Consider the following 21,453-nt stretch of genomic DNA (forward strand, 5'->3'; position numbering starts at 1 on the left):
TCAGCGGCGAACGTCCAGTGTGGATGCAAGCAGGGGCAATTGCGTATGCGCGGTCGTAAAAAATCCCAATCGGGCGACACCAACCAAGAGCAGCACTTGGCAGCCGCTTATGTCCGCATGTCCACAGAGCATCAGCAGTACTCGACTGAAAACCAGCTCGACACAATCAAACTCTACGCAGCCGCTCACGCCCTCGAAATAGTAAAAATTTACACCGATGCCGGAAAAAGTGGCTTACGTCTCGAAGGGCGCGATTCGCTTATTCAGCTGTTCAGAGACGTTGAAGGCGGCCAAGTTAGCTTCTCGACCATCCTCGTGTACGACGTTAGCCGCTGGGGCCGCTTTCAAGACCCGGATTTAGCCGCCAGTTTTGAGGTGCGTTGCCGACAGGCAGGTGTCTCAGTTCAATACTGCGCGGAACAATTTTCCAATGACGGCTCTCCCGTGTCTCACGTTGTCAAAAGCCTGAAGCGAATGATGGCCGGAGAATACAGTCGTGAGCTATCCGTCAAAGTGTTTGCGGGACAGTCACGCCTCATCCAACTGGGGTATCGACAGGGCGGAGTCGCAGGCTATGGGCTCAGGCGTCAACTGGTGGATGCCGCTGGGAATCCACGAGCGGAACTAGCCATTGGCGAACACAAAAGTATTCAAACGGACCGCGTTAAGCTTATTCCTGGACCTGCGGAGGAGGTTGCAACCGTTCATTGGATCTACCAACGATTCGTTGAAGCCGGTTACACCGAAACAGAAATTGCGGAGCAGTTAAATTATCGCGGGATCCTGAGTGACTTGGCCAGGCCATGGACCAAGGGTACTGTCCACCAAGTATTAACCAACGAAAAGTACATTGGTAATAACGTCTGGAACCGCTCCTCTTTCAAGCTCAAAGATGAACACGTCCATAATCCTCCGGACCAATGGGTACGCGCCGATGGTGCATTTCCAGCCCTAGTCGACCACGTACTGTTCGCCGCAGCACAAGAAATTATTCAGTCTCGAAGTTATCGGATGCCCGACTCCGAAATGCTGGAGAGGCTCAAAAAGCTGTACGAGAAAGCCGGGTATTTATCGGGCCTGATCATCAATGAGTCTGACGATTGTCCCTCCAGCACCGCCTATCAACATCGATTCGGCAGCCTTCTGCGCACGTACTCTCTCATCGGCTACACCCCATCGCGTGACTATGATTACGTCGCAGCCAACCATCAGCTTCGACTGATGCACCCGCTGATGCTGGCTCGGACGGTAGAGCATATTCAACAAGTCGGAGGTCGAGTCGCCATCGATCCAACCAGTGATCTGCTCCTGATGAATGAGGAGCTGCTGATTTCTCTCGTTCTTTGCCGCTGTCAGCGCAGTGGCTCGGGAGCAAAACGTTGGAAAATCCGCTTCGATCTGGGGTTGTCACCGGATATCACGGTTGCCGTAAGGATGGAGCCCGGCGAAGAAGTCGCCCGCGATTACTACATCCTACCGACGCTCGATATTCAGCAGCCGAATATACGACTGAGCGAGTCGAACGCATCCAATTTGGAAATCTATCGCTACGACAGCCTCGAAGCACTCGCGCAACTTTCGCGGCGGACTGTCGTTGGGAGAGCCGCATGAATATGCCGCAACACCCTCGAAGCCCGCACCATGTAGGGGAAGCTACGACGATTCAAATGGTCAGTCTGGATCGAATACGCATCCTCAACCCCCGAGTGCGTAACAAGCAGGTGTTTGCCAAGCTGGTCGAAAATATTTCAAGCCTGGGCCTGAAGCGGCCGATTACGGTCACGCCCAGCGATGAGCACCAAAACACTGGAGTATTCGAGCTGGTCTGCGGGCAAGGCCGGTACGAAGCTTTTTGTGCACTGGGAGAACGAGAAATTCCTTGTGTGGTCGTCAGTGCCAGTGAAGCCGACCGGTTTCTCATCAGCCTGGTAGAAAATCTTGCTCGCCGTAAACATTCGAACAAGGACTTACTCTACTCCATTCAAATACTGTCCGAACGCGGTTACACCACCAAACAGATCAGCGTGAAGACTAGCCTAGATCCTACCTATATAAACGCTATCCTGATGCTGCTACGCCAAGGCGAGGAACGGCTCATCGCCGCTGTGGAAAAGGGCTGGTTACCGCTCAGCGTAGCGACCGAGGTCGCCAGATCCAGTGATACCGAGGTTCAAGTAGCCATGGTGAACGCCTACGAGACAGGTGTTTTGAAGGGCGAGCAATTGATTAAAGTCAGACGTTTAATCGATAGACGCCGGTTCCTGGGAAAAAGTTATGGCCAACGGCGATTGGCCGACGACCAGCCCACGACACCTCAAAAACTCCTGAATACTTACCAAACCGAAGTCAGGCGCCAGCGAGTCATGATCAAAAAAGCGGACATCAACGAGCAACGCTTGTTGATCATGGTAACCGCCATGCGTCGACTGCTGGCGGACGACTACTTCTGTACGCTGCTTCGCAGCGAAAGTATTCAGGACATGCCTAAGTCGTTGGCTGACCGTATACACGGGGAGGGGTAACCATGGGCCAGGTAAAACATGCTTTTGAGCGGCAGATCATCCCGGTTCCGCTCGACCGAATTCTCCCCACCCGAACCCTGGATAGGGATATAGAGCAGAGTAAAAAATACACCACGATCCTGACCTCCATTCGGGAGCTGGGTGTCATTGAGCCGCTCGCGGTCCATCGACAACACACCAATGTGGATGGCGCAGCAGCATTCGTGTTGCTTGACGGCCATCTTCGCTTATATGCGCTAAAAGCACTCGGTGCCAGCGAGGCGCTCTGCCTACTGTCGACGGATGACGAGGGGTTTACGTACAACCGGCAGATCAATCGCCTGACGCCAGTGCAAGAGCACAAGATGATTCTTACCGCCATCCATAAGGGTATTTCTCCTGCCCTTATTGCGAAGGTATTGGGCATCAACGTGGAGCGCATCCATGAGCGGCAGCACTTACTTGATGGCATCGCACCCGAAGTGGTGGAAATGCTCAAAGTCAAAATGGTCAGCCAGGACGTGTTCCGGACGCTAAGAAAAATGAAACCCATGCGCCAGATTGAAGCGGTGGAGCTAATGGTTTCCGCCAATTGCTTCACCCAGACCTATGCAAGCATGGTGCTCGCCGCTACACGCCCGGAAATGTTAATTGAGAAAAAATCCAAGCTCTCCGCCGAGGTCAGTGTCGAAGAAATAGCGAGGATGGAACGCGAGATGGAGAAGCTTTATCACGATTACAAAGTCGTTGAGGACACGCTGGGGGAAACGATGCTGATCCTGGTGGTCGCGAAGGGTTATATCGCCCGACTGCTGCGTAATGAAACCATATCGGGCTACTTGAAGCGCTGCCACGGCGAACTCCTGGATGAGCTAACCGCGATCATGGAGGCAGTCAGCTCCGACGCTAGAAAGCCTGAACGGGAGTGACCCATTCATGAGGGTGGAACTTTTTAGTGACCATCCGGTGGTTTGGGTACAAACCGCCGAGACTGGCCAAATTGCGCGGCTATTTCATCACAGCGGGCACTGAGGTGTTCATCAACCCGTGCACGCTCATCGTCACTCAATGATGCGTACCAGATTTTCCAGTCCTTCAGATCGCTGAGTTTTTGAGCCTGATTGTGGGTCTTGAGTGCGACCAGCTCATTAAAAGCCCGGCACCTAAGCTGAGCCGTAGAGTCGTCTTTGGGTAAGTCCGTCATCCTGGCCTCCAGAGGTTAAAAAGGGACCACGATCTTTTCGTCGAGAATATCGTCGATGCCCGGCTTGAGCGGATCAAGCCAGTCCGCCTTGGCCCGTCCCCATCGAAGGTTTTCCAGCTGTTCCGGCGAGAGATGCCCCCTGTCTGCCGCCTGCTCCAATGCACTGAGATACTCGCGGATGGCTTGAGCGCGGCGCCAGTTCTGCGCATTGACTTCAAGTGTCGCCAGCCGCTGCTTTTCCAAGTCTTGCCGACGTTTGCGCTCCAGCACAATGTCGCGAACTCGCTGGCGCTCCGCGTCTTCAATCGCCTGACGTTCATTGCGAACCAGAAACCCGACCGCTCTGGTGGCCATCAGACGAATGAGTTTGTTGAGCTGTTGCTCCACCGAGTGACGATCCGAATCCGTGATTTTTCCGCCATAACCCTCATCGGCCATCACCTGGAGTCGACCCGAAGGCGTAAATTGCCATTTCGGCCAATAGCTCCAGCCGCTCTTGGCTTTTTCGGCTAACTGAGCAGCCGATGGCACATAATCCGAACGCAAAGATGGCTCATAAAAACGCAAGCGCAGCGCATCACCAAACATCACGACCTCGACTTGGTGTTTCCCTTGTTCAACGGTATACCCACGCTTCTCCAAAGCTTTCAGCAGCGTGTCCGCCACTTTCAGTGCGCGACTCTGTAATCCGGGAGAAACCGAAATATTCAGCCCATTGCCGCGTGTCTGAGGCATTCCGCGCTGATCGATGATCGGGCGGACCAATGCCTCGCGCGCAGCCGCCACAACCGGATGCCACCCCTTGATGCGCTCCAGTACCACAATTTGGTTTTCCGGCTGTTGCTCAAAGATCAGCACCTGCTGAAGTCGACTGTCCACGACTTCGGCGGCCTCGACCGGTTGGATCGGTTGCACTGTGGGGCGGTATAAATAGCTGGGATGGCCCACGTACTCACGCAGCTTGGGACGGGGGTGGACGCGTTTACCTGCCTTGACCTTGGCCCAATAGCCGCGCGGCGGCGTGCCGATTTGCAGGCGCGCGCAGAGCTTTTTCAGGCCGACGTCGGACAGGTTGTAGCGTGGCGCCACCAGCACCATCGGTTCGGACCAGATCTCATTGAGCAACTGGGCACGGTCATACAGTTCGGTCATGGCAGGCGTCCAAAGTGGTACCGAAAGGGCGGGCGGTAGTGCTCTCTCCCTGACGCGGAGTTAACGCGTTACGACTCACCCCAAAAATCATCACGCGCGACGCGGCCAAACTCCGGACCATCAGCCGCTGGTGCTTCATCAAATAAGCGGGTAATTCGCCGCTCTTGGCGCAGGCCCGCCAGTGCCTGGAAAAAACACGCCTCACACAACCGCACGTGATAGCACTCACCATCATGCGTGGCGCCGTAACCCCAGGTAGCTTGCAGCGTACCGAACTGCTGACCATAGCCGGGTATTCGAGTGGCGCCGCCACAGACATCGCAGAAGACGTCGGCACTGCTCTGAGTAGGATCAATCATTGGCTTCACTCCTAAGTGTGTGGGGCGCTGGATATCGCAACGGAGACCTTCAAAGATTTAACCAAACCTCGATTATGCGCAGTGCGGTTCGACTCCACCGGCCCCGCGCACGGCATGGCCTGCAACCCATCGATGTCCCCATACCCACCCGTCCGGCACCGTGAAAAAAACCAATGCCCCGCGAAGACGACCAAGAACGAGGGGGGTGATGTTTACGTCTTGATGTCCTCGGGCGTGGTTTACGCGGCCGGTTGTCCTGGAACCAATGAATTAACCGTTCCGATCCCTTAAAGGTTCAAGACCGAATGGCCCACTGCGCGCCCTCACAGCCTCAGCTCAAGACCCCGTGCTCGATTTGCCCCACCAGCGTGAGTAACAGATTTCGTTCCACCGCTGTGCCCAGCAGCTCGTTCGGGCAACGGCCACCCAGGCCGTACTGCGGCGTGTCCATCCACTCATTGGCGTGGGCAACGTCGCCCCCCCACAACTCGCACACGTGGCTAAAAACCTGGACGAATTGAAAGATCTGATCACTCTCGCCGGGCGTAAAGTGCCCCGACTGCCGTCGGCGGCGCAGCGTTGAGGAAGGCATCGACAACCGCTCCCGCAATTGCCGTGGCGTCAGTTGAAACACCTCACCCAATCGTTCAAAGACGCAGAAGGGGAAGCCGCTTCGAATCAGGGCAAGAAGCGCCTCGCCTTGCGCCGGAATACCTAACCGCGCCCAGAACGCGTCCTCAGTACTGCCGTCAAATACCCAATGGCGCATGTTCAGCCCTCTGCATGGGTTGATCCTGCTTCAGTGCAGGCAAGAGCGCGAACCGAGCGTTGCGCCAGATTTGAATACGCACACCAGATACCGCGTGTCTCGCGTGTCTGGATAAGTCCGTGCGTGCGGGTAGAACGGGTTCCTTTTTCATGGACGTGGGCGCCACAAACTGTCGCGCGCGCTTCTTGACCGCCCCGGTGCTGAAACCAGCCTTACTGGCGAGTGCAGAAGGGGACACCCCTTGGTTAACCATTATCCATCCCTCTCTCCGATTCCTTTCGTTTATTCCATTGGGCTGCTGCAAGTAGCTGATCAATACTGAGCAGCAGGCCCCGCTGAATACCGGACGTAGCCTCGCCCGCCACGGCTTTCACATTCGCCGGCATCAATGCACGCAACAACCAAGGCGATTTCGTTCCCGTGCGATTTGCCAGGTCTGCCAGCACGGCATACTCAGCCATGAAATCGAGCAATGCAGACAACGGGATACGCGTTTGCAACGGCCCTCCCTGAGCAACAGAGGCGGTTTTAAGCAGACCTTGTCTGATCCAGCGTACGATATTTTCGTGTTTCCACCCGCGCAGCTTTACCAGCTCAGTAACGGTCAGCATGGGCTCTTGTGGCTCCTCATGAAGTTCGTGCTTGATCTCTGCCCAATCAAACCTAAGACCCGCCAGCCCATGAAGAGCCTGATTGTTCTCAACGGGTCGAATCTCAAGCGCCAGGATCTTTTGCAAGACGGAACAAATACGGTCCGAAGAAATACCGCGACGTACCGTAATGTCATGCAAGCCGATCAAGTGTTCGTCCGGTATCGTGCGTCCACTTACCGCGCCGGTGAGGCGCCCAATCAGCAAATCCACGTCCCTAACGAGAAATTCACCCGAGACCAACGCAGGACGTTCTTTCTTGGTCTGCTTGCGCAAAGCCCCTGCTTGCATTAACCGTTCAAAGAGGATCTTCGACACCCCGAGCTGTTTGCGGGTTGCGGTCGCATCATAGTGGGCAAGGCGATCACGACGCACTCGCTGCACCACCTCTTTATGAATTGAAACGAAGCGATTTTTGCCTCGCACGGTGAGCTTTCCATCGATTTCTCCCGTTGTAACCGCAGACCGGACCAGCTCAGAACCAATACCAATTAACCGCCCGGCCTCTTCTGAGGTCAGCCAACACTTTTCTTGAAGATGCTGGGGATCAATCGTGGAAAGCCTGAGGTTCAAATGCCCGTCAAAATTACGAGTCAGGTGCTGGACCAATGCCTCCCTCAGACAATCATGTGCAGGATCGATATACAGTTGATGCAGTGCCCGGTACCAACCGCCGAGTCGTTTGGCCAACCCAGGCCCTTCGGTGCTCGCCAATCGAGCACCCAACGCTTCATTAAAGCGAGTTGGCCATTGCAGCAGCAGATCAAAACCCGCCTGGCCCCATGCGATAACGTCATCGTCAGCCGCTCTGCCTCGTGAAGGCTTGGGCAAAAGCCCCCCCCGGCTCTCCTGGATAAAATGCTTACCGAGCAGACAGAGGAGGTCGACGGTATCGCTGGACGGCGCTCCGGTGCTCCAGGTGGGCGGTAGCGATTGCCGGGCAACGTGCTCAACGCCAAGCAGCAGCGCAGACAGCGCCAGTGCTTGATCACTGGCGGGTAGGGTCGGACCCTGAGCATAGGGTTGACCACACGCGCAGTGATCAAGCGGACCATCGGCGCTGACGCCTTGACCACAGGCCGCGCAGTTTGTCATGAGAAGAATGCCGTGGCGCGGGCATGCCGTCACCAGGATATGCGCCCAGCCAATGCGTTGATAAGGTTGCTCCCCCATACACGCGGAGCAGACTTTGCCATACTCAACGCTCTGGTATTTCAGGCGAAGCATTGGATTGTGATTGTCGGCGGAACATTGGCGAATGCCCAAGTCAGCAGCGTCGATCCTCAAGACACCGGCGAGCCGGGACAACTCGGTTTCACTGAAGGTCGGCCGGAATTTTATCCCGGAACTGCCCAGGAAAGCCTTCACTCCCGGCGCCAAGTTGCGCTCGCTGACACGTCGCAAAAAACCGTGCAATGACTCGTCCGTATAGGGTGTGAGACGAACGATCAGGTTCATGCGTGCTCCCTTTTTTGTGCGCCTTTGGGCACCGGTAGGCGTGCCTCGGTCAACATCCTGGCATACCCTTGGCCCAGCAGGCTTTCTACCGGGGGCTGGCCTTCAAAAGGGTTGAATTCGAGAAAGCCCGTGTTCACCGCCTCGGCATAGGCGCGCGCCATGGTTTTCTCGGTAATCAGGCGACCTTTTGCCAAATGCTCAGCGGCTTTAAACAACTTCACGAGCATGCCAAAGCGTCCGAGACACGCACCGTAGACCCGTCGGCCATAGTCAAGGTCCGAGGCATCGGGTGTCGTCCAGCCCGCCTCGGTAAAGGCCTCGGTCAGCGACAGGAGCGCGCGGCGAAATTCAAATTGCTCACCCTCGTGGTTCCAGTTATACGGCCTAAAATTAAACACGGCTTCTGAACGGTCACGCAGTTGCTCATTGCGCAGCAGCACCTCGTTCGCCAACGGCGATCCGGTCAGGACCAGCGTCAGGTTCATTTCTTCGGCCAGCACTTTTAGCCAGTCAGCCGCTTCGCGGGTCGCGGCCAAAGAACCGCGCTCAACAAAATGCTGCATCTCATCCAGAACGAGGATTTTGGTGCGTGTGATCTTGAGCAACTCGCGCACCATTCTGGTCAGTTCTTCCGAGCTGGAGCGGTTGTAACGCGGCGACTTGAGCGCCTCCAGCACCGCGATAGGCAAAGACCTGCGGGTCGGGTTAACGGGTGACATAACCCGGAGTATCGGGATATGCCGGACCCCATCAATAACCGTTTCCGGATTATCAGCCAATACCGTTTTGATCAGCTCGGACTTGCCGACGCGCGTCGGGCCGAAGATGGGCAAGATCAACGTTTCGCCGTTGAGGCCACGCTCAACCGTGGATTCAAATCGGTCCAGCGCTTGCTTAAACGTCGCATGTTCAATCAACGCGTATTTCGTTATCGAGGTCATTTGGCCTCTCCTTGAACTGATTTTGAACGGCGCGGCGCTGCCGACAACGTTGCTGTCGTCAATTGGATTTCATACACTGGGTCGATGACTTGTCGAGTAGGTTCTTGACGCTGGGTCTCCGACCGCTTGCGTTCGCGCTCTTGGCTTCGAGCGGCACGGTTGCGGTCTTTCATGCTCCCACCGACAGCTCTGGCGCCGCTTTCACGGAGCATTTGCACATGAGCAATCTGGTAATCCTCACCCGACAGCTCAGCATCCGATTTCCGGTGCGTGCTGCGAATCTTGCGCGCCTCTTCAAAACTGATCAGAGGCATCGCCGCAAAGCGGTTAAACGCTTCGATCAACACCCCGGCGTCGGCGGGATCCTCCACAAAAACGGCCCGGCAATCGAGCGGATTGAACCGCACCTTGACCTTGGTTTTCTCGCCCCGACGAGCATAAAGCTTGGCCAACGCCGGGCTGTTGTAAGTCATGGTGTCGAGGCCTACGCCTTCTCGACTCAACGTCATTTCGCGAGCTTGGTAGCGCAGGCAAGCATTCCTGAACTCTTCAGGGCCCGGTGGCGGCAAGACTACGTAGCGGTGTTTCAACAATTCCATTGCCCGTGCAGGCGAGCAACCGGGCTCGAAGCGATACTCCAGTCGTTGAAGCGGGGTGCGCATGTATACGTTCGCTATCCAGCGGATGACCAAGGCCTCCAGCTCTGAAACGGTGTACAAGCGCTCTTTCATCGCGCGTCCGATGGGGTCACGCTCATACTTCGACTGGGACTTCGTCGATCCTTGTAGTGTGTTGATCAATCCCAATTTCAGCGTGCCGAAGAACCGCTCGATAAAAGGCTTGGCTTGCGGTTTTCCAGCCATGGGGTAATCAATGGTGGTGTGCAGATAACGCAGTGCGTTAAGCACCAGTGCGCCATGATGTTCCTGCGCATTATCGAGCACCATGGTTTCAATCGCCGCTGGAGCCAACCAAGGATGATTGAGTTGATAGCGCTCGCTGAACGCCTGGCCCTTGGGCGAGAAACAAAATTCAAGCGCCGAGAGCACGAAATCCTGTGACGGTTTTTCGATACCGACCCGCACCATGACTATTGCGCCGGTAGCCGCATCCACCCCCGCATAGCAGGTAGCCTTACCTATCGGTTCGCCGTGCTCATCACAGCAAAAAATATCGAGCGGTGTCGCGTCGACTTCCACACGCTCGTAAGGGCGTTCGACCAGCAGCTTGCGGATTGCTGTTCGCATCTCCTGATCCCGAGTAGCTTTCGATACCCGGCCACAACTGATAAGCGTTTGCTCCAAAGCGCTAATACGGCGACAAACACTACGACGCGAAATGCCCCGAAATACAGTATTAAGTTGAGCCGCCCGGTCCCGGCATTGTTCATTGACCAGTTTGGTGATCTGACTGACGTTGAACTTGTCGGTGCTGAAATACCGCTGAAGGATTTCATCCGTCACGGTTTCATCAAAAACCAGGTCCTCTAGGGTGCGGAGCTGGCGTTTGTTTCCCCTCGCACTGAAACGGGGTGCCAATTGATCCGTTGCTCCTGAGAGAGCAGACGATTTTCGCCAACGCTGAATCGTCCGAGTAGACGGTAGCGGCAGATGACGTTCAACGCAGCGCTCCTTGAGGCGTTCAATCGTTGCCTTCCACGAACAACCGTCATGAATTTCTTCAACGTATTCGAGTAGCTCTAGGCGTTGGTCGAGCGAGCTGCGTTCGGTCTGCGTCAGGTTGCGCACCGGCATCGGTTGCATCGCGGAGGCAATGGGTCCGTAACTTGCTCGATATTGGCCTTGTGCGACGCGTTGCTGGAACTCGTCGGTGGTCAAGACAAACTCTTCGCCCTGGCTTCCCTGCAAGACGATCTGAGAAATTTCAGGACGAATGGAGACCACTCGGCGCACCTGATCGCGCTCAAGGAAGATGCTGTCGACTGCAAGAGCACGGCTCATACTCGCACCTTCAACAATTGAAGATGAGACAGGTCACCATGGGCGGCACAAACTTCGCTGGCAGATGAGAATAGCGGCATCGATAGATCCGCCTTCAGCAGCCCAGCAAGGAGCCCAGCGAGCAAGCCAACCCGGCCCGAGGACAGGCGCGAAGTGAGGTCCTCGGTCATCCAACGGGGGCAGGACGCGAGCAACACGTTGAGTTCTGCTTCCGCAGCTGAACGGATCGGCGCCAGATATCCCGCCCGCAACAAGTGAAGACTGCCCACCGCCCCCATTACTGTCAGAGACACCACGGTATCGGGGATAACCATGAAACCGATACCGTGTTGGCGCAGACAGGCCTCGACAGCCTTTCGCTTGGTCTCAAACTCTTCGACGAAGTTGGAATGCTTGGCATCGATAGCCACCAGGCTCCCGTCATCAAGCTTGCACAAAAAATCAGGCGTGTAGAAACGCGCCTTGATGCCTGCCCGTGGTCGATAATGCTGACGAGAAGGCAACATCTCGTTGCTCTGTAATTCGAGCGAGAAGGGTTGCGCCGTAAGCTCGATGACACGTGGATCGATATCGAGCATCAGGCCGATATCGCGCTCCAGCGCGCTTTCAACGCGCAAATCTCCTCCTGGACATTTATTGGATTTAAACACAAGTGCACGCCTACCACGCCGAGTTCGGCGGGAAACATCTCTTGCGAAGTTAGAACTATCAATGTCTCGGATCATGCGGGTGTGCTCCTACGATGCACGGGAAAGTGTTATTCGCCGCAGGAGAAAGTCAAATCGACTTTAATAGATAAGTAACTGTGAATATTGTAACTTTTGTCAATTTATTATGTAACTAGACAAATTATATGGGGCATTTCAACCAGTTAGAAAAACCATAAAATTACAGGCTTATATAATAAACCACAAAGGTAGTCGCCATTTCAGACCAGCGGCCTACAACTAGCGTATATGAAGCTAAGGCTATCTATGCTGACCACTTTTACGAGTGGCCCGTTTAAGCATCCAGCATAGCGGGGCCATAAAAAGTATGCAATACTTTATTTTTGAAAAGCTCTGCCCCCTTGGACGCATATGAACGATCACGAAATTTTTCTAAGGCCCGCAGCGGCGCTGTTACCCGCTATGCCCGCCTACGATATGGCTTTGATCACCTTGACGGTAGTCGCTTGGTTACGGGCTTCTCGTGATAAGCAATTACCGGTGGAGCTGCGATTGCTGGATGTTGTAGGCCAACCCGATCGCGTTCTAAGCGCCTTCGACGCTATCCGAAGCCTATGGAGAGTGGATGAAAGCCTTCGTGTTGGAGAGGACGCATTGATGGTGATCGTCCAGGCAGCGCTGAAGCTTGAACGGTTGGGACAGTTGGCCGAATGGGAGTCAGAGTCGGACCTCGTATTCGCGGCAAATCTTCCATCACCGACGATCAGCCTTGCCCCTTACGTGGCCCACATCGTCACAGTCATTGGGCTCTCGGAAAATCCGACAACCGTTTACGTTCCCTTTGAAACCTCTGGTCAGCTTGCCTCCCGACTGTACAAGAGAGACGTGGATATATGGGTGGCATCGACCGGTCCACAACTGGTTCAGCTAGGGCTTATAAACGCTGGCATCCATGAATTACCGCTGCATCCGGTTGATCCCGTCACCGATTCAACCGCGCTCGATGAAAAAGGGTTTACTCCGTTCGGAGCCGCTGTGGCAGCACTCGACTTCAAAAACAACTACGCCACCGTGAAGCACGGGCCAGATTTACTCAGTCCGTATGGCCATCCGTCAGCGGTAGGGCCGCTGGCGGCGGTGTTCCATATGTTGACCCGTACCACCGGTAAGGTCGTGCTGGTGGTGCCGGACAGCGTGCTCTTCAGCCCAGGGGCTGAGCGAGGGTTACGCCAGCACCTTTTAGAGAATCGACTACTGGAAGCGGTGCTGAGCCTCCCAAAGGAGGCCGTTCACGGGATGAACGGCACAGCTTCCATTTTGGTTATGAACACAGCCAGGACATCTGAAAACGTCCTGTTCCTAAAAGTTGTCCCGGAGCTTTTGGGAACTTCGCAAGGAGGCGATTCAAAGCCTCATCATGTACTGGGCCAGTTCCGAAACCGACAGTCAGGACAATTCAGCACACTGGTCAGCGCAGCCGACTTGCTGACTTCCGCTGATTTGAACTTAGAGCCAGGGCGACACCAGGAAAGCCGTCCGGCGAAGGGCGGACATGGTGGCGAACCGCACGTAGCCATCGACGAGCACTTTGAACTGATCAGACCGCGCCAGCATCACTCTGGCTTGACCGGGGTACCTGTCCATGAGCTTCAAGCCTCAGACATTCCGAACTACGGACTGGTGCAAAGCGCTTGCAAACCATCCCAGCACGAGTTGAATGGACCTAACGCTCAGGAATATTTCTTGCGGGAAAACGATGTGGTTATCTGTATCAAAGGTGCGGTTGGGAAGGTCGGATGCGTTGCCAAGGCACCACCTATAGGCGCAGGAGGATGGGTGTGTGGGCAGTCCATTGCCGTGCTCCGCGCTCGGGGCGAAAGCTACAACCCCCAAGCGCTCATGATGTATTTGCGGTCCCCCCTTGGACAAGCGCAGCTCAATCGCCTGGTGGTTGGAACCAGCGCTCCGACGATCCAGGGCAAGGCTCTAAAAGGCTTGGAAATTCCTGTCCTTACCCCCGTTCAATCCGACATGGCAGCAGAAGCGCTGGAAAAAGAGGTCGCCATTGAAGCTGATATTCTGCGATTGAGGCACAAGCAGTCGCAGATCAGTGGCTTTCTTTGGGCCTACCGAGCCTAGAGAAAGATCATTTGTAGGCAGCTTGGTAGCCGTTGTCATTGCGTGAGCAGGTGTGTTCTCGACAGGCGCAATGCCAAAAGGCTGACTAACTAAGCCCAGCAAACAGAAGTAGAACCAATAAAAACAAAACATCAAACTACTGGTAACTTTTAGTTTACAGGTTGCACTTGGAAGCGTAGATTTGCGCCTGTCGCCATCTGACCCGGAGTTGCAATGCTTCCTTACCCATCATCCCCTGAATTCCCTGCCGCGCTGAAAGCCCGCAGAGAGTTCCTCGGTCTGAGTCGTTCTGCACTGGCCCGAGCAGCGAATATTCATGTCGTCATGCCTCGCCGATACGAGGAGCCCGACTGCGGCGAGTTCGCACGACCCCGTGCAGACAGCACATGGCTGGCTTTGAACAAGGCGCTCGGCTATGAGGTTCCTGCTGAGATCCTGGCGGCATTAGCTCAAGACGACCCCCTGAATACCACCGGTATCAGCGCCGGGCTAGAGCCTCAGAGCGTGATCAGAGGACTGACCTTAGCCGAAGCGAAAGAAGGCTTAGCGGCCACCTTCGGCGTCTCCATCGAGTGCATCGAAATCACCATCCGTGGCTGAAACACAGAAGCGTTTGCTTACAACTAAGTTACAACTTATTTGAGGACGTCAGAATGGATAGTTTGCAGAACAGCGTTTGGGACAAAGCGTCGGAAAAGCTGAAACAAAGCGTTGCCGCAATGCCAGCAGGAAAGGAGAGCAAGATCCGCGACCTGATTGGGGAGGTGACGTGGGCTCCCCTTGAACGGAAAACCCGTCACCGCTTGGGAAAATACGTACGGGCCAACATGGATCACTACGGGCTGGTGTTCGTACGTAAGGCGGGGAGCATCGCCGTTTATAAAAAATCGACAGTCTGAGTTTTTCCAGATATCGGATTGCCCACTACTGCGGATCCACTTCAACCATCAACTCGCCTTGGCGAATGGGCATCGGCTTGAGCAAACTGGCCAAATGATCCTGCTGCTCCACCAAAAAAGGCGCATCTTGAACTCTCGTGTAGAGATTAAGCAGGCGCTTTTCAGCACGAAGCAAAATGGTCTCATAAAGCATTGGGATGATCTTGACCTCCTCCCCGTGGGAGGTTGGTTCATCTTCACCTTGCGCAATGACACTACCGAGGAGGAAACCGTCCACCCGTGTGTGCTGCCTAATATGTCCCTTCGCTTTCAGCTCCTTCACATACCTCCAAACCTGATCCTTTTCACGGGAACCCAGCGGCAGCCCAGTGGTTTTGAGGTCCACGATCACGACGTGCGCTACTCCGCCGACCCCATGATTTCATAGCAAATAATTTGCATGGTAGTTAGGAATGCTCGAATGCCCAGGTGTCGGCCAGCAATTCGGCTTGAGCGATAATCTTCTCAGTCGCCTCAAGAGCCTTGTCCGGTGGGTAGCGGTGCTTGGCCAGCAATACTTTGACCATAGCGAGCATCTTGGCTCGGGCAGATTGCCGGTTCTGCCAGTTAATCGTGGCCGATTTGCGCAACTTATCGGTCAACTCAAGAGCAAGCGCACGCAGTACCGGGTCGCCCAATTCCCTAACCGCCGATTCGTTCTCCGACAACGCTTGGTAGAAAGCGAATTCTTCCTCGCTCAATCCTTCCGGCGGCTTGGCCTTGTTTATCTCCTGAGCCAGCCGGATCAACTCTTCGATCACCTCAAGCGTCGTTAGACCACGGGTCTGATAGCGGTTGATGGCCTCTTCCAGTTTCTGAGTGAACTGCTTGGCCTGGGTAGCGTTCTTTTGCCCTCGTGCCTTCACCTGATCGGCTACCAGACGCTCCAATAATTCTGCTGCCAGATTCTTGGTCGGCATCTGACGAATCTGCTCAAGGAAATCCTCATCAAGCAGTGAAATATCGGGTTTGCTTAGCCCCAAAGTAGCGAACACATCGTTTACGCCATCGACCAGCACGCCCTTGGCCACAAGCTGGCGCAGTGCCGCCTCCTTTTCGAGCTGAGAACGGCTTTCCCCGGAATGCGTAAGCTTTACCAGGCAGACGCGCACAGCCTGGAAATATGCTATTTCCTCGCGCACAGCCATCGCTTGCGCAGCGGTACCAGCAAGCGCCTGTGCTTTGGTTAGCTTGACGACTTGATCCAAATAGGAGCGTACGCCCTTGTTGCGGCCTTTTTCGTCAGGTTCCGGGTTGATTTGTAATAAGTGCTCCATGGCCCCACCGAGCAACGCCAAGGCCTTTTTGGGCTCCTCAAAGCCACTGTAGTCAAACTTGGCGAAAAACTCCTTGCGGATCACATCTAGCGTATCCAGCAGGATTTTGAGCGCTTGACCGCTGGTATCAACAGGTTCGCGGTCATCGCCAGCTAGTTTGGTATAGCGTTTAATGGCCTCGCGCAACTCATGACCAATACCAATGTAGTCCACAACTAAGCCACCTGGTTTGTCTAGCCAGATGCGGTTGGTGCGCGCGATGGCCTGCATTAGCCCATGCCCCTGCATCGGCTTGTCAATGTACAGAGTATGCACGGGCGGCGCATCGAAGCCGGTCAACCACATATCCCGAACAATCACGATTTCCAGCGAATCGCTGTCGTCCTTAAAACGCTTTTCCAGCATCTTCCGCTCCGACTTGTTCGTCCGATGTGGCTGGTAGTAATCGGGGTCTGCCGACGAGCCGGTCATGATGACCTTGATACGGCCGGTGTTCAGGTCGTCGCCTTTCCAGTCAGGGCGCAGCTTCACAATCTCATCAAACAAGCGAACGGCCGCCTCACGAGAGATTGCCACTATCATCGCCTTGCCCGATATTGACTCCTTACGAGCCTCCCAGTGAGCGACGAAATCCTCCGCCAGAGTTGTCAGGCGGCCGTCTGCCATAGCTAGCGCCTCTAGCCTGGTTAGACGGCTGGAAGTCTTGTTCTGCTCACTCTCATCCTCTGTTTCGGTCACGTCCAAGAACTCATCCATGAGCGCCTGCTTTTCGGCTTCGTTGAAACGAAGCTCAATGATGCGCGACTCGTAGCTGATAGGAACGACCGCCCCATCCTCTTGGGCAGCTATCATGTCGTAGATATCTACGTAGCTACCAAAGACATTCTCGGTATCTCGGTCATCGTCGCTGATTGGTGTACCCGTCATGCCGAGATAGATCGCTTTTGGTAACGCGTCGTGCATGTATTTGGCTAGGCCGTACTTGGTCATGCCCGTCTTGGTGTCTAGCGAGGCCTTGAAACCGTACTGTGTGCGGTGTGCTTCGTCCGCGATTACGATAACGTTCGACCGTCCGCACAGCTCGGGAACGCTGGTATGGCCAGGCTCGGGGGCGAATTTGTTGATCGTGGTAAAGAATACGCCACCTGCCTCCACAGACGAGAGCATATCGCGTAGATCGTCACGACTGTCGGCCTGCTTGGGGGTCGTCCTCAATGACCAGCGGCAGTCCGCGAATGTCTCAAATAACTGCCCATCTAGATCGTTGCGGTCGGTTACTAGTACTACAGTGGGATTCTTGAACTCGGGCCGGGCCCGCAACGCCATCACGTAGAACAAAGCCAGTAGCGACTTGCCGGAACCCTGAGTAAACCAGATAACGCCCCCCTTACCGTCCTTGCGTTGTAACAGGGCGCCAACCGCACGCTCTACTGCTTTGAGCACACCGCTGTACTGGTGCCACTGGGCAATGATCTTGAAGGCCGCGCCGCCGTTGGTGCCACCGTAGGCAACGAAGCCCCAGAAAAACCCTAGCAGGGTTTTGGGTTCGATTAGACCTCGCACCATCGCTTCCAGCTCAAGAAGCGATTTGGGTGCGAGTTCCCCATCCACTAGGCGCCAGCGTGAGAAACGGTTGAACTTGGCTGTAAGCGAGCCGTAGCGCGCTACAACGCCATCAGAAATGATGTTGAGAAGGTTGAAGTAGAATAGTTGAGGGATGTCAGTCTTGTAGTTCTGAATCTGGTTGAAGGCCGAAAGGATGTCCGCGTTTGGGTCGGCAGGGTTTTTTAGCTCGATCACCACCAGCGGCAGGCCATTCACGAACAGAATGATGTCGGGCCGTCTTATGTGCTGGCCATGCACGGTGAACTGCTGGACGGCCAGTAGATCGTTCTGGCCGGAAAAATCGATCACCTGAACTCGGAGGATGGAGCGTGTTCCATCACTCTCGATCCGCTCGACAGGCACACCATTGCGCATCCAGTCGTAGACTTCTTTGTTACCCTCGACAAGCGATTGGGCACCATAGAGAGCCAGCCGGGTTACTGCATCGTCAACCTCCGTGCTACTGATGTCGGAGTTGAGCCGTTCAATGGCATCCCGAAGACGATTTTTCAGCACTACCTCGGAATACTTATCACGACTCCCTTCAGCCCCGCCAGGGGATACCACATCCCCTTTCAGACTTGCGAATCCTAGGCTTTCCAGCCATTCCAGGCACAATTGTTCCAGATGATTCTCTTTCATTCCGCGCACAATCCTTCGGCAGATCGCGCCATTCAGGGCAGCGTGCAATGGCGCTTAATATCAAAGGGGTATGGTTGCAGCAAAGGGCTATGAAAACAATTCGATTTGCTCTGAACCTGTAGTACTCGCTACTTGCTGCCTTATAGAAAACCCTCTATCGGACTATCTACCAGCGTATAGCAATCCAGATCGACTTCTTTTTGGGAGTATTCTGACTCTCGACACCATCCTTCAATAGTTGTGGAGGGCTCTAGGCAAGCCCTTAGTCACGCATTCATGATAGCCCTGACGATCAAATCGGCTTCCGGCAAGCGAACTTGGCCAGAAATGAGCTTAGGCAGCAAGGTGTCGCGAATTTCAGTGAGCAACCTCAGCTCCTGCTCGTTAAGCTTGATGGCAACATCTAGGGGGGCAACAGCTTCCTCGAATAATCTCAGAACAGCTTCGCTGGGTAGAACAATTGGAAGAGTTTGAAAATCTTTTTTATTGATTGAGCCAAACACTGTTCCTTCACCGTCATAAAGTTCAAAGTGTTTCTTCAAACCCCTGATTGAGTAAAAGGCAAAGCTTTGATGGCCTTCTGGGTGGCGAATACCAGCCACACCACGACCAAGCGCGCAGGACTCTAGAGCGATGTTCACATCCCCGACTGGCGCACGGACGCTGATGAGAGTGTCCCCAGCTTCTGCAAGTCGAGTTGGAGCACTACAGAAAACTCGCTGTTCAGGGAATCTGAAGCCAAAGTCAGTACGCCCTTGATAAAACGGCAATCCATCCCCTGTTTCATTATAGGTGCTTCCGGGCGGAGATTGGCCCATCGTCAAAATGAAGGATTGTCCAATAGTGGAGTACCTCCATCCCGTCGGTATAAGCCCTAATTCTGTCTCATCAAAGCTGTCAGGAAACAGTGATGCCGTCGCCCCATCTATCAGATCAGCCTCAAGCCCTTCTACCTTGGCACGCACAGGGTCAAAATCGACGAACCATGACTTGAAGATGGCCTGAGCAATGGATTCTAGGGTAGTGTTCGTTTCACGCAAAATGGCAATGCAGTCGTCGAGTGCGCCTAGAACAGCAGTAATCTCCTTTCGTTCAGATGCTGTCGGTAGGGGGATTGGGAGTGCTCGAAGATCTTTCAGATTGATCGTTGTTTGAACCGTAGTATTCGCCCGACTTCCGAGAAGATGCTGCGACAATGGTGATCTGAGGCATAATGCAATCCATTCTGGCTCGACCTCATCCACTGGATGAATAACGGCAACAGCCCTAGCAACATTGAAGCCATTTAGCGCTTTAGGTACGACTGCAACTTGCCCAACACTACCAACCAACGTCAACAGCACTTCACCCCCCTTCAAGCGTGTACGGCTGTATCTCGCTTCAATTGCAGGGGCAATGCGCATTAGATCAGCAACTTCAATGCGACCATCATTAAAGTTGTTCACTCGTACGATGGGAACCCCTTCACTTAAAGCGGCCCCAGGCTGCACAACGCCATAAGTTACAGAGTTCTTCTGCGCCAATTGATCGAGCGGGACGTAACGCCAGTTTTCAGGCAGGACCGGCAGGTCAAAATTCATGCCCAGCCCCCCCCAACTTTTGCAAAATTAATTTTTCTATAGCATTGCGTTCAGCAATTTGCTCAGCCAACTGCTCGGTCAGACGATCCATTTTATCGGCGAAAGGCTCATCGTCTTCCTCGACTTCTTCCGCGCCGACGTAGCGACCAGGCGTGAGGATAAAGCGGTGCTTCTGCACGTCTTCGTAGCTGGCTGAGTAGCAGAAGCCCGGTACGTTTTCGTATAACTCGCCATCGCCGAACGCCGTGTTCCGCCAGCGATGGTAGGTTTGCGCGATCCGTTCCATATCCTCTTCGGCGAACTCAACCTGAGTACGGGAGATACGGCCGGAGGCTGCTTTACGAGCGTCAATAAAGAGAATTTGGCTACTGCGGTCGGTCTTTCCATTCAAGCCGACACGCTTATCTTTGGATAGGAACCACAGGCAAGCCGGAATTTGGGTATTGGAGAACAACTGCCCTGGCAAGGCAACCATGCACTCCACGACATCCTTAATCACCATACTCTGGCGGATTATGTCTTCGCCAGATTGTTGGGAAGACATCGAGCCGTTGGCAAGGACTACACCTGCGCGACCGCGACTGGAAAGCCGGGCAAGTATGTGCTGCAACCAGCCATAGTTGGCATTCCCCTTCGGCGGAATCCCATGCGTCCAACGCGGATCATCTTGAAGCTTCTCACCTTCCCAGTCGGAAATGTTGAAAGGAGGGTTAGCCAGAATATAGTCGGCGCGCAGTGTCTTGTGCTGATCGTTGGTGAAAGTCGAGCCATAGGTTTGACCGATATTGCCATCCAGACCATGCACCGCCAGGTTCATCAGGCACAGACGGCGGGTTTCAGCCATTTTCTCTTGCCCATAGATAGGCAAGTCACCCTTACTGCCCAGTTGTTTTGCATGGGCATCCTTGAACTTGGCCGACTGCACGAACATACCACCCGAACCGCAGGCGGGGTCATAAATGGTTCCCTTGAATGGAGCGAGAATTTCGACCAGTAGGGATACCAGACTTTTCGGGGTGTAGAACTCGCCTGCGCGAGCACCTTCATTCAATGCAAACTGACCAAGGAAGTATTCGTAGACCTCACCGAACACATCGCGACTGCCGTGTTGCTTGGGATCGAATTTCAGTTTGGCAATCAGTTCGAACAGCTCACCGAGCTTGCCAGCTTCGAGTTCCAGGCGCGAAAACTCTCGGTAAAGAACACCTTTCAGGCTGAGGTTTTCAGTTTCGATCAGGCCCATCGCCTTGTCGAGTAATTGGGCGAAATTCGCCGCGGCTGCGCTCTGAAGTAGCGTTTCAAACTTAGCTTCGGCAGGCACCCAGAACACGTTGTCTTGGGTGAAAAATGTTTTGTCCTCTGAGAACATGGCTGCGCTCTCAGCACGCAATTCCTCGTCCTCGATGTATAGCTCCGAACTCGGGTCAGCCAACCGGTCAAGGATCACACCGGCCTGTGTGTCGTACAGATCAGACACATACTTGAGGAACACTAGACCAAGCACGGGGTATTTGTATTCAGCTGCTGAAACTGACCCGCGTAGTTTGTTAGCCGTGTCCCACAATGTTTTCTTGAATTCTTCGCTGGTCATCTACTTAGTCCTTCAACT

The 21,453-nt window shown here is 54.4% G+C and carries 17 protein-coding genes; 6 read left to right on the forward strand and 11 right to left on the reverse strand.

Annotation, left to right across the window (positions count from 1 at the left end; genetic code table 11):
• The first annotated feature begins 45 nt into the window (after window positions 1–45).
• From K0F75_RS18235 to K0F75_RS18245, 3 genes are read left to right on the forward strand one after another with little or no spacing between them, the layout of a single operon-like run.
• A complete protein-coding gene (locus K0F75_RS18235) occupies window positions 46–1,611 on the forward strand; it encodes a recombinase family protein (RefSeq protein ID WP_219063361.1) in 1,566 nt (521 codons plus the stop codon).
• On the forward strand, window positions 1,608–2,522 hold the full coding sequence (locus K0F75_RS18240; protein WP_219063362.1) for a ParB/RepB/Spo0J family partition protein: 915 nt from the start codon (window positions 1,608–1,610) through the stop codon (window positions 2,520–2,522). The genes K0F75_RS18235 and K0F75_RS18240 overlap by 4 nt, the downstream gene beginning before the upstream one ends.
• Window positions 2,523–2,524: 2 nt before the next feature.
• A complete protein-coding gene (locus tag K0F75_RS18245) occupies window positions 2,525–3,430 on the forward strand; it encodes a plasmid partitioning protein RepB C-terminal domain-containing protein (RefSeq protein WP_219063363.1) in 906 nt (301 codons plus the stop codon).
• A gap of 290 nt (window positions 3,431–3,720) precedes the next feature.
• On the opposite strand, the gene K0F75_RS25840 is transcribed toward K0F75_RS18245, so the two are convergent.
• From K0F75_RS25840 to K0F75_RS18280, 7 genes are all read right to left on the reverse strand, one after another.
• Window positions 3,721–4,803: a hypothetical protein gene (locus tag K0F75_RS25840; protein WP_257604430.1), complete on the reverse strand. Its 1,083-nt coding sequence runs from the start codon at window positions 4,801–4,803 to the stop codon at window positions 3,721–3,723.
• Between the two features lie 122 nt (window positions 4,804–4,925).
• Window positions 4,926–5,216 carry a hypothetical protein gene (locus K0F75_RS18255; protein WP_219063364.1) on the reverse strand — a complete coding sequence of 97 codons (291 nt, stop codon included), beginning with the start codon at window positions 5,214–5,216 and terminating at the stop codon, window positions 4,926–4,928.
• A 331-nt stretch (window positions 5,217–5,547) separates the two neighbouring features.
• Window positions 5,548–5,985, reverse strand: coding sequence for an antitoxin Xre-like helix-turn-helix domain-containing protein (locus K0F75_RS18260; protein WP_219063365.1), 438 nt, complete (start codon window positions 5,983–5,985; stop codon window positions 5,548–5,550).
• A gap of 245 nt (window positions 5,986–6,230) precedes the next feature.
• A complete protein-coding gene (locus K0F75_RS18265) occupies window positions 6,231–8,093 on the reverse strand; it encodes a TniQ family protein (protein WP_219063366.1) in 1,863 nt (620 codons plus the stop codon).
• Window positions 8,090–9,034, reverse strand: coding sequence for a TniB family NTP-binding protein (locus K0F75_RS18270; RefSeq protein ID WP_219063367.1), 945 nt, complete (start codon window positions 9,032–9,034; stop codon window positions 8,090–8,092). The genes K0F75_RS18265 and K0F75_RS18270 overlap by 4 nt, the downstream gene beginning before the upstream one ends.
• A complete protein-coding gene (locus tag K0F75_RS18275; protein ID WP_219063368.1) occupies window positions 9,031–10,995 on the reverse strand; it encodes a Mu transposase C-terminal domain-containing protein in 1,965 nt (654 codons plus the stop codon). Before K0F75_RS18275 ends, K0F75_RS18270 begins: the two co-directional genes overlap by 4 nt.
• Window positions 10,992–11,612, reverse strand: coding sequence for a TnsA endonuclease N-terminal domain-containing protein (locus K0F75_RS18280; RefSeq protein ID WP_257604431.1), 621 nt, complete (start codon window positions 11,610–11,612; stop codon window positions 10,992–10,994). Before K0F75_RS18280 ends, K0F75_RS18275 begins: the two co-directional genes overlap by 4 nt.
• Before the next feature lie 462 nt (window positions 11,613–12,074).
• Here K0F75_RS18280 and K0F75_RS18285 point away from each other — a divergent pair, with 462 nt between their 5' ends.
• The 3 genes from K0F75_RS18285 (at window position 12,075) to K0F75_RS18295 (ending at window position 14,701) form a co-directional block, all read left to right on the forward strand.
• On the forward strand, window positions 12,075–13,802 hold the full coding sequence (locus K0F75_RS18285; protein ID WP_219063370.1) for an N-6 DNA methylase: 1,728 nt from the start codon (window positions 12,075–12,077) through the stop codon (window positions 13,800–13,802).
• A gap of 213 nt (window positions 13,803–14,015) precedes the next feature.
• Complete coding sequence (locus tag K0F75_RS18290) at window positions 14,016–14,402, forward strand: hypothetical protein (protein WP_219063371.1); 387 nt, start codon at window positions 14,016–14,018, stop codon at window positions 14,400–14,402.
• A gap of 53 nt (window positions 14,403–14,455) precedes the next feature.
• Entirely contained in the window at window positions 14,456–14,701 is a 246-nt protein-coding gene (locus K0F75_RS18295) for a single-stranded DNA-binding protein (protein WP_219063372.1), read from the forward strand.
• 25 nt (window positions 14,702–14,726) lie between these two features.
• Here K0F75_RS18295 and K0F75_RS18300 read toward each other — a convergent pair whose 3' ends face one another.
• The 4 genes from K0F75_RS18300 to K0F75_RS18315 form a co-directional block, all read right to left on the reverse strand.
• Complete coding sequence (locus tag K0F75_RS18300; RefSeq protein ID WP_219063373.1) at window positions 14,727–15,092, reverse strand: hypothetical protein; 366 nt, start codon at window positions 15,090–15,092, stop codon at window positions 14,727–14,729.
• A 55-nt stretch (window positions 15,093–15,147) separates the two neighbouring features.
• Window positions 15,148–18,264 carry a type I restriction endonuclease subunit R gene (locus tag K0F75_RS18305; RefSeq protein ID WP_219063374.1) on the reverse strand — a complete coding sequence of 1,039 codons (3,117 nt, stop codon included), beginning with the start codon at window positions 18,262–18,264 and terminating at the stop codon, window positions 15,148–15,150.
• 266 nt (window positions 18,265–18,530) lie between these two features.
• Window positions 18,531–19,844 carry a restriction endonuclease subunit S gene (locus tag K0F75_RS18310; RefSeq protein WP_219063375.1) on the reverse strand — a complete coding sequence of 438 codons (1,314 nt, stop codon included), beginning with the start codon at window positions 19,842–19,844 and terminating at the stop codon, window positions 18,531–18,533.
• On the reverse strand, window positions 19,834–21,435 hold the full coding sequence (locus K0F75_RS18315) for a class I SAM-dependent DNA methyltransferase (RefSeq protein WP_219063376.1): 1,602 nt from the start codon (window positions 21,433–21,435) through the stop codon (window positions 19,834–19,836). Before K0F75_RS18315 ends, K0F75_RS18310 begins: the two co-directional genes overlap by 11 nt.
• Window positions 21,436–21,453 lie beyond the last annotated feature (18 nt).

The sequence above is a fragment of the Pseudomonas sp. UMAB-08 genome (genome assembly GCF_900095225.1).
In the GTDB taxonomy this organism is placed as follows: domain Bacteria; phylum Pseudomonadota; class Gammaproteobacteria; order Pseudomonadales; family Pseudomonadaceae; genus Aquipseudomonas.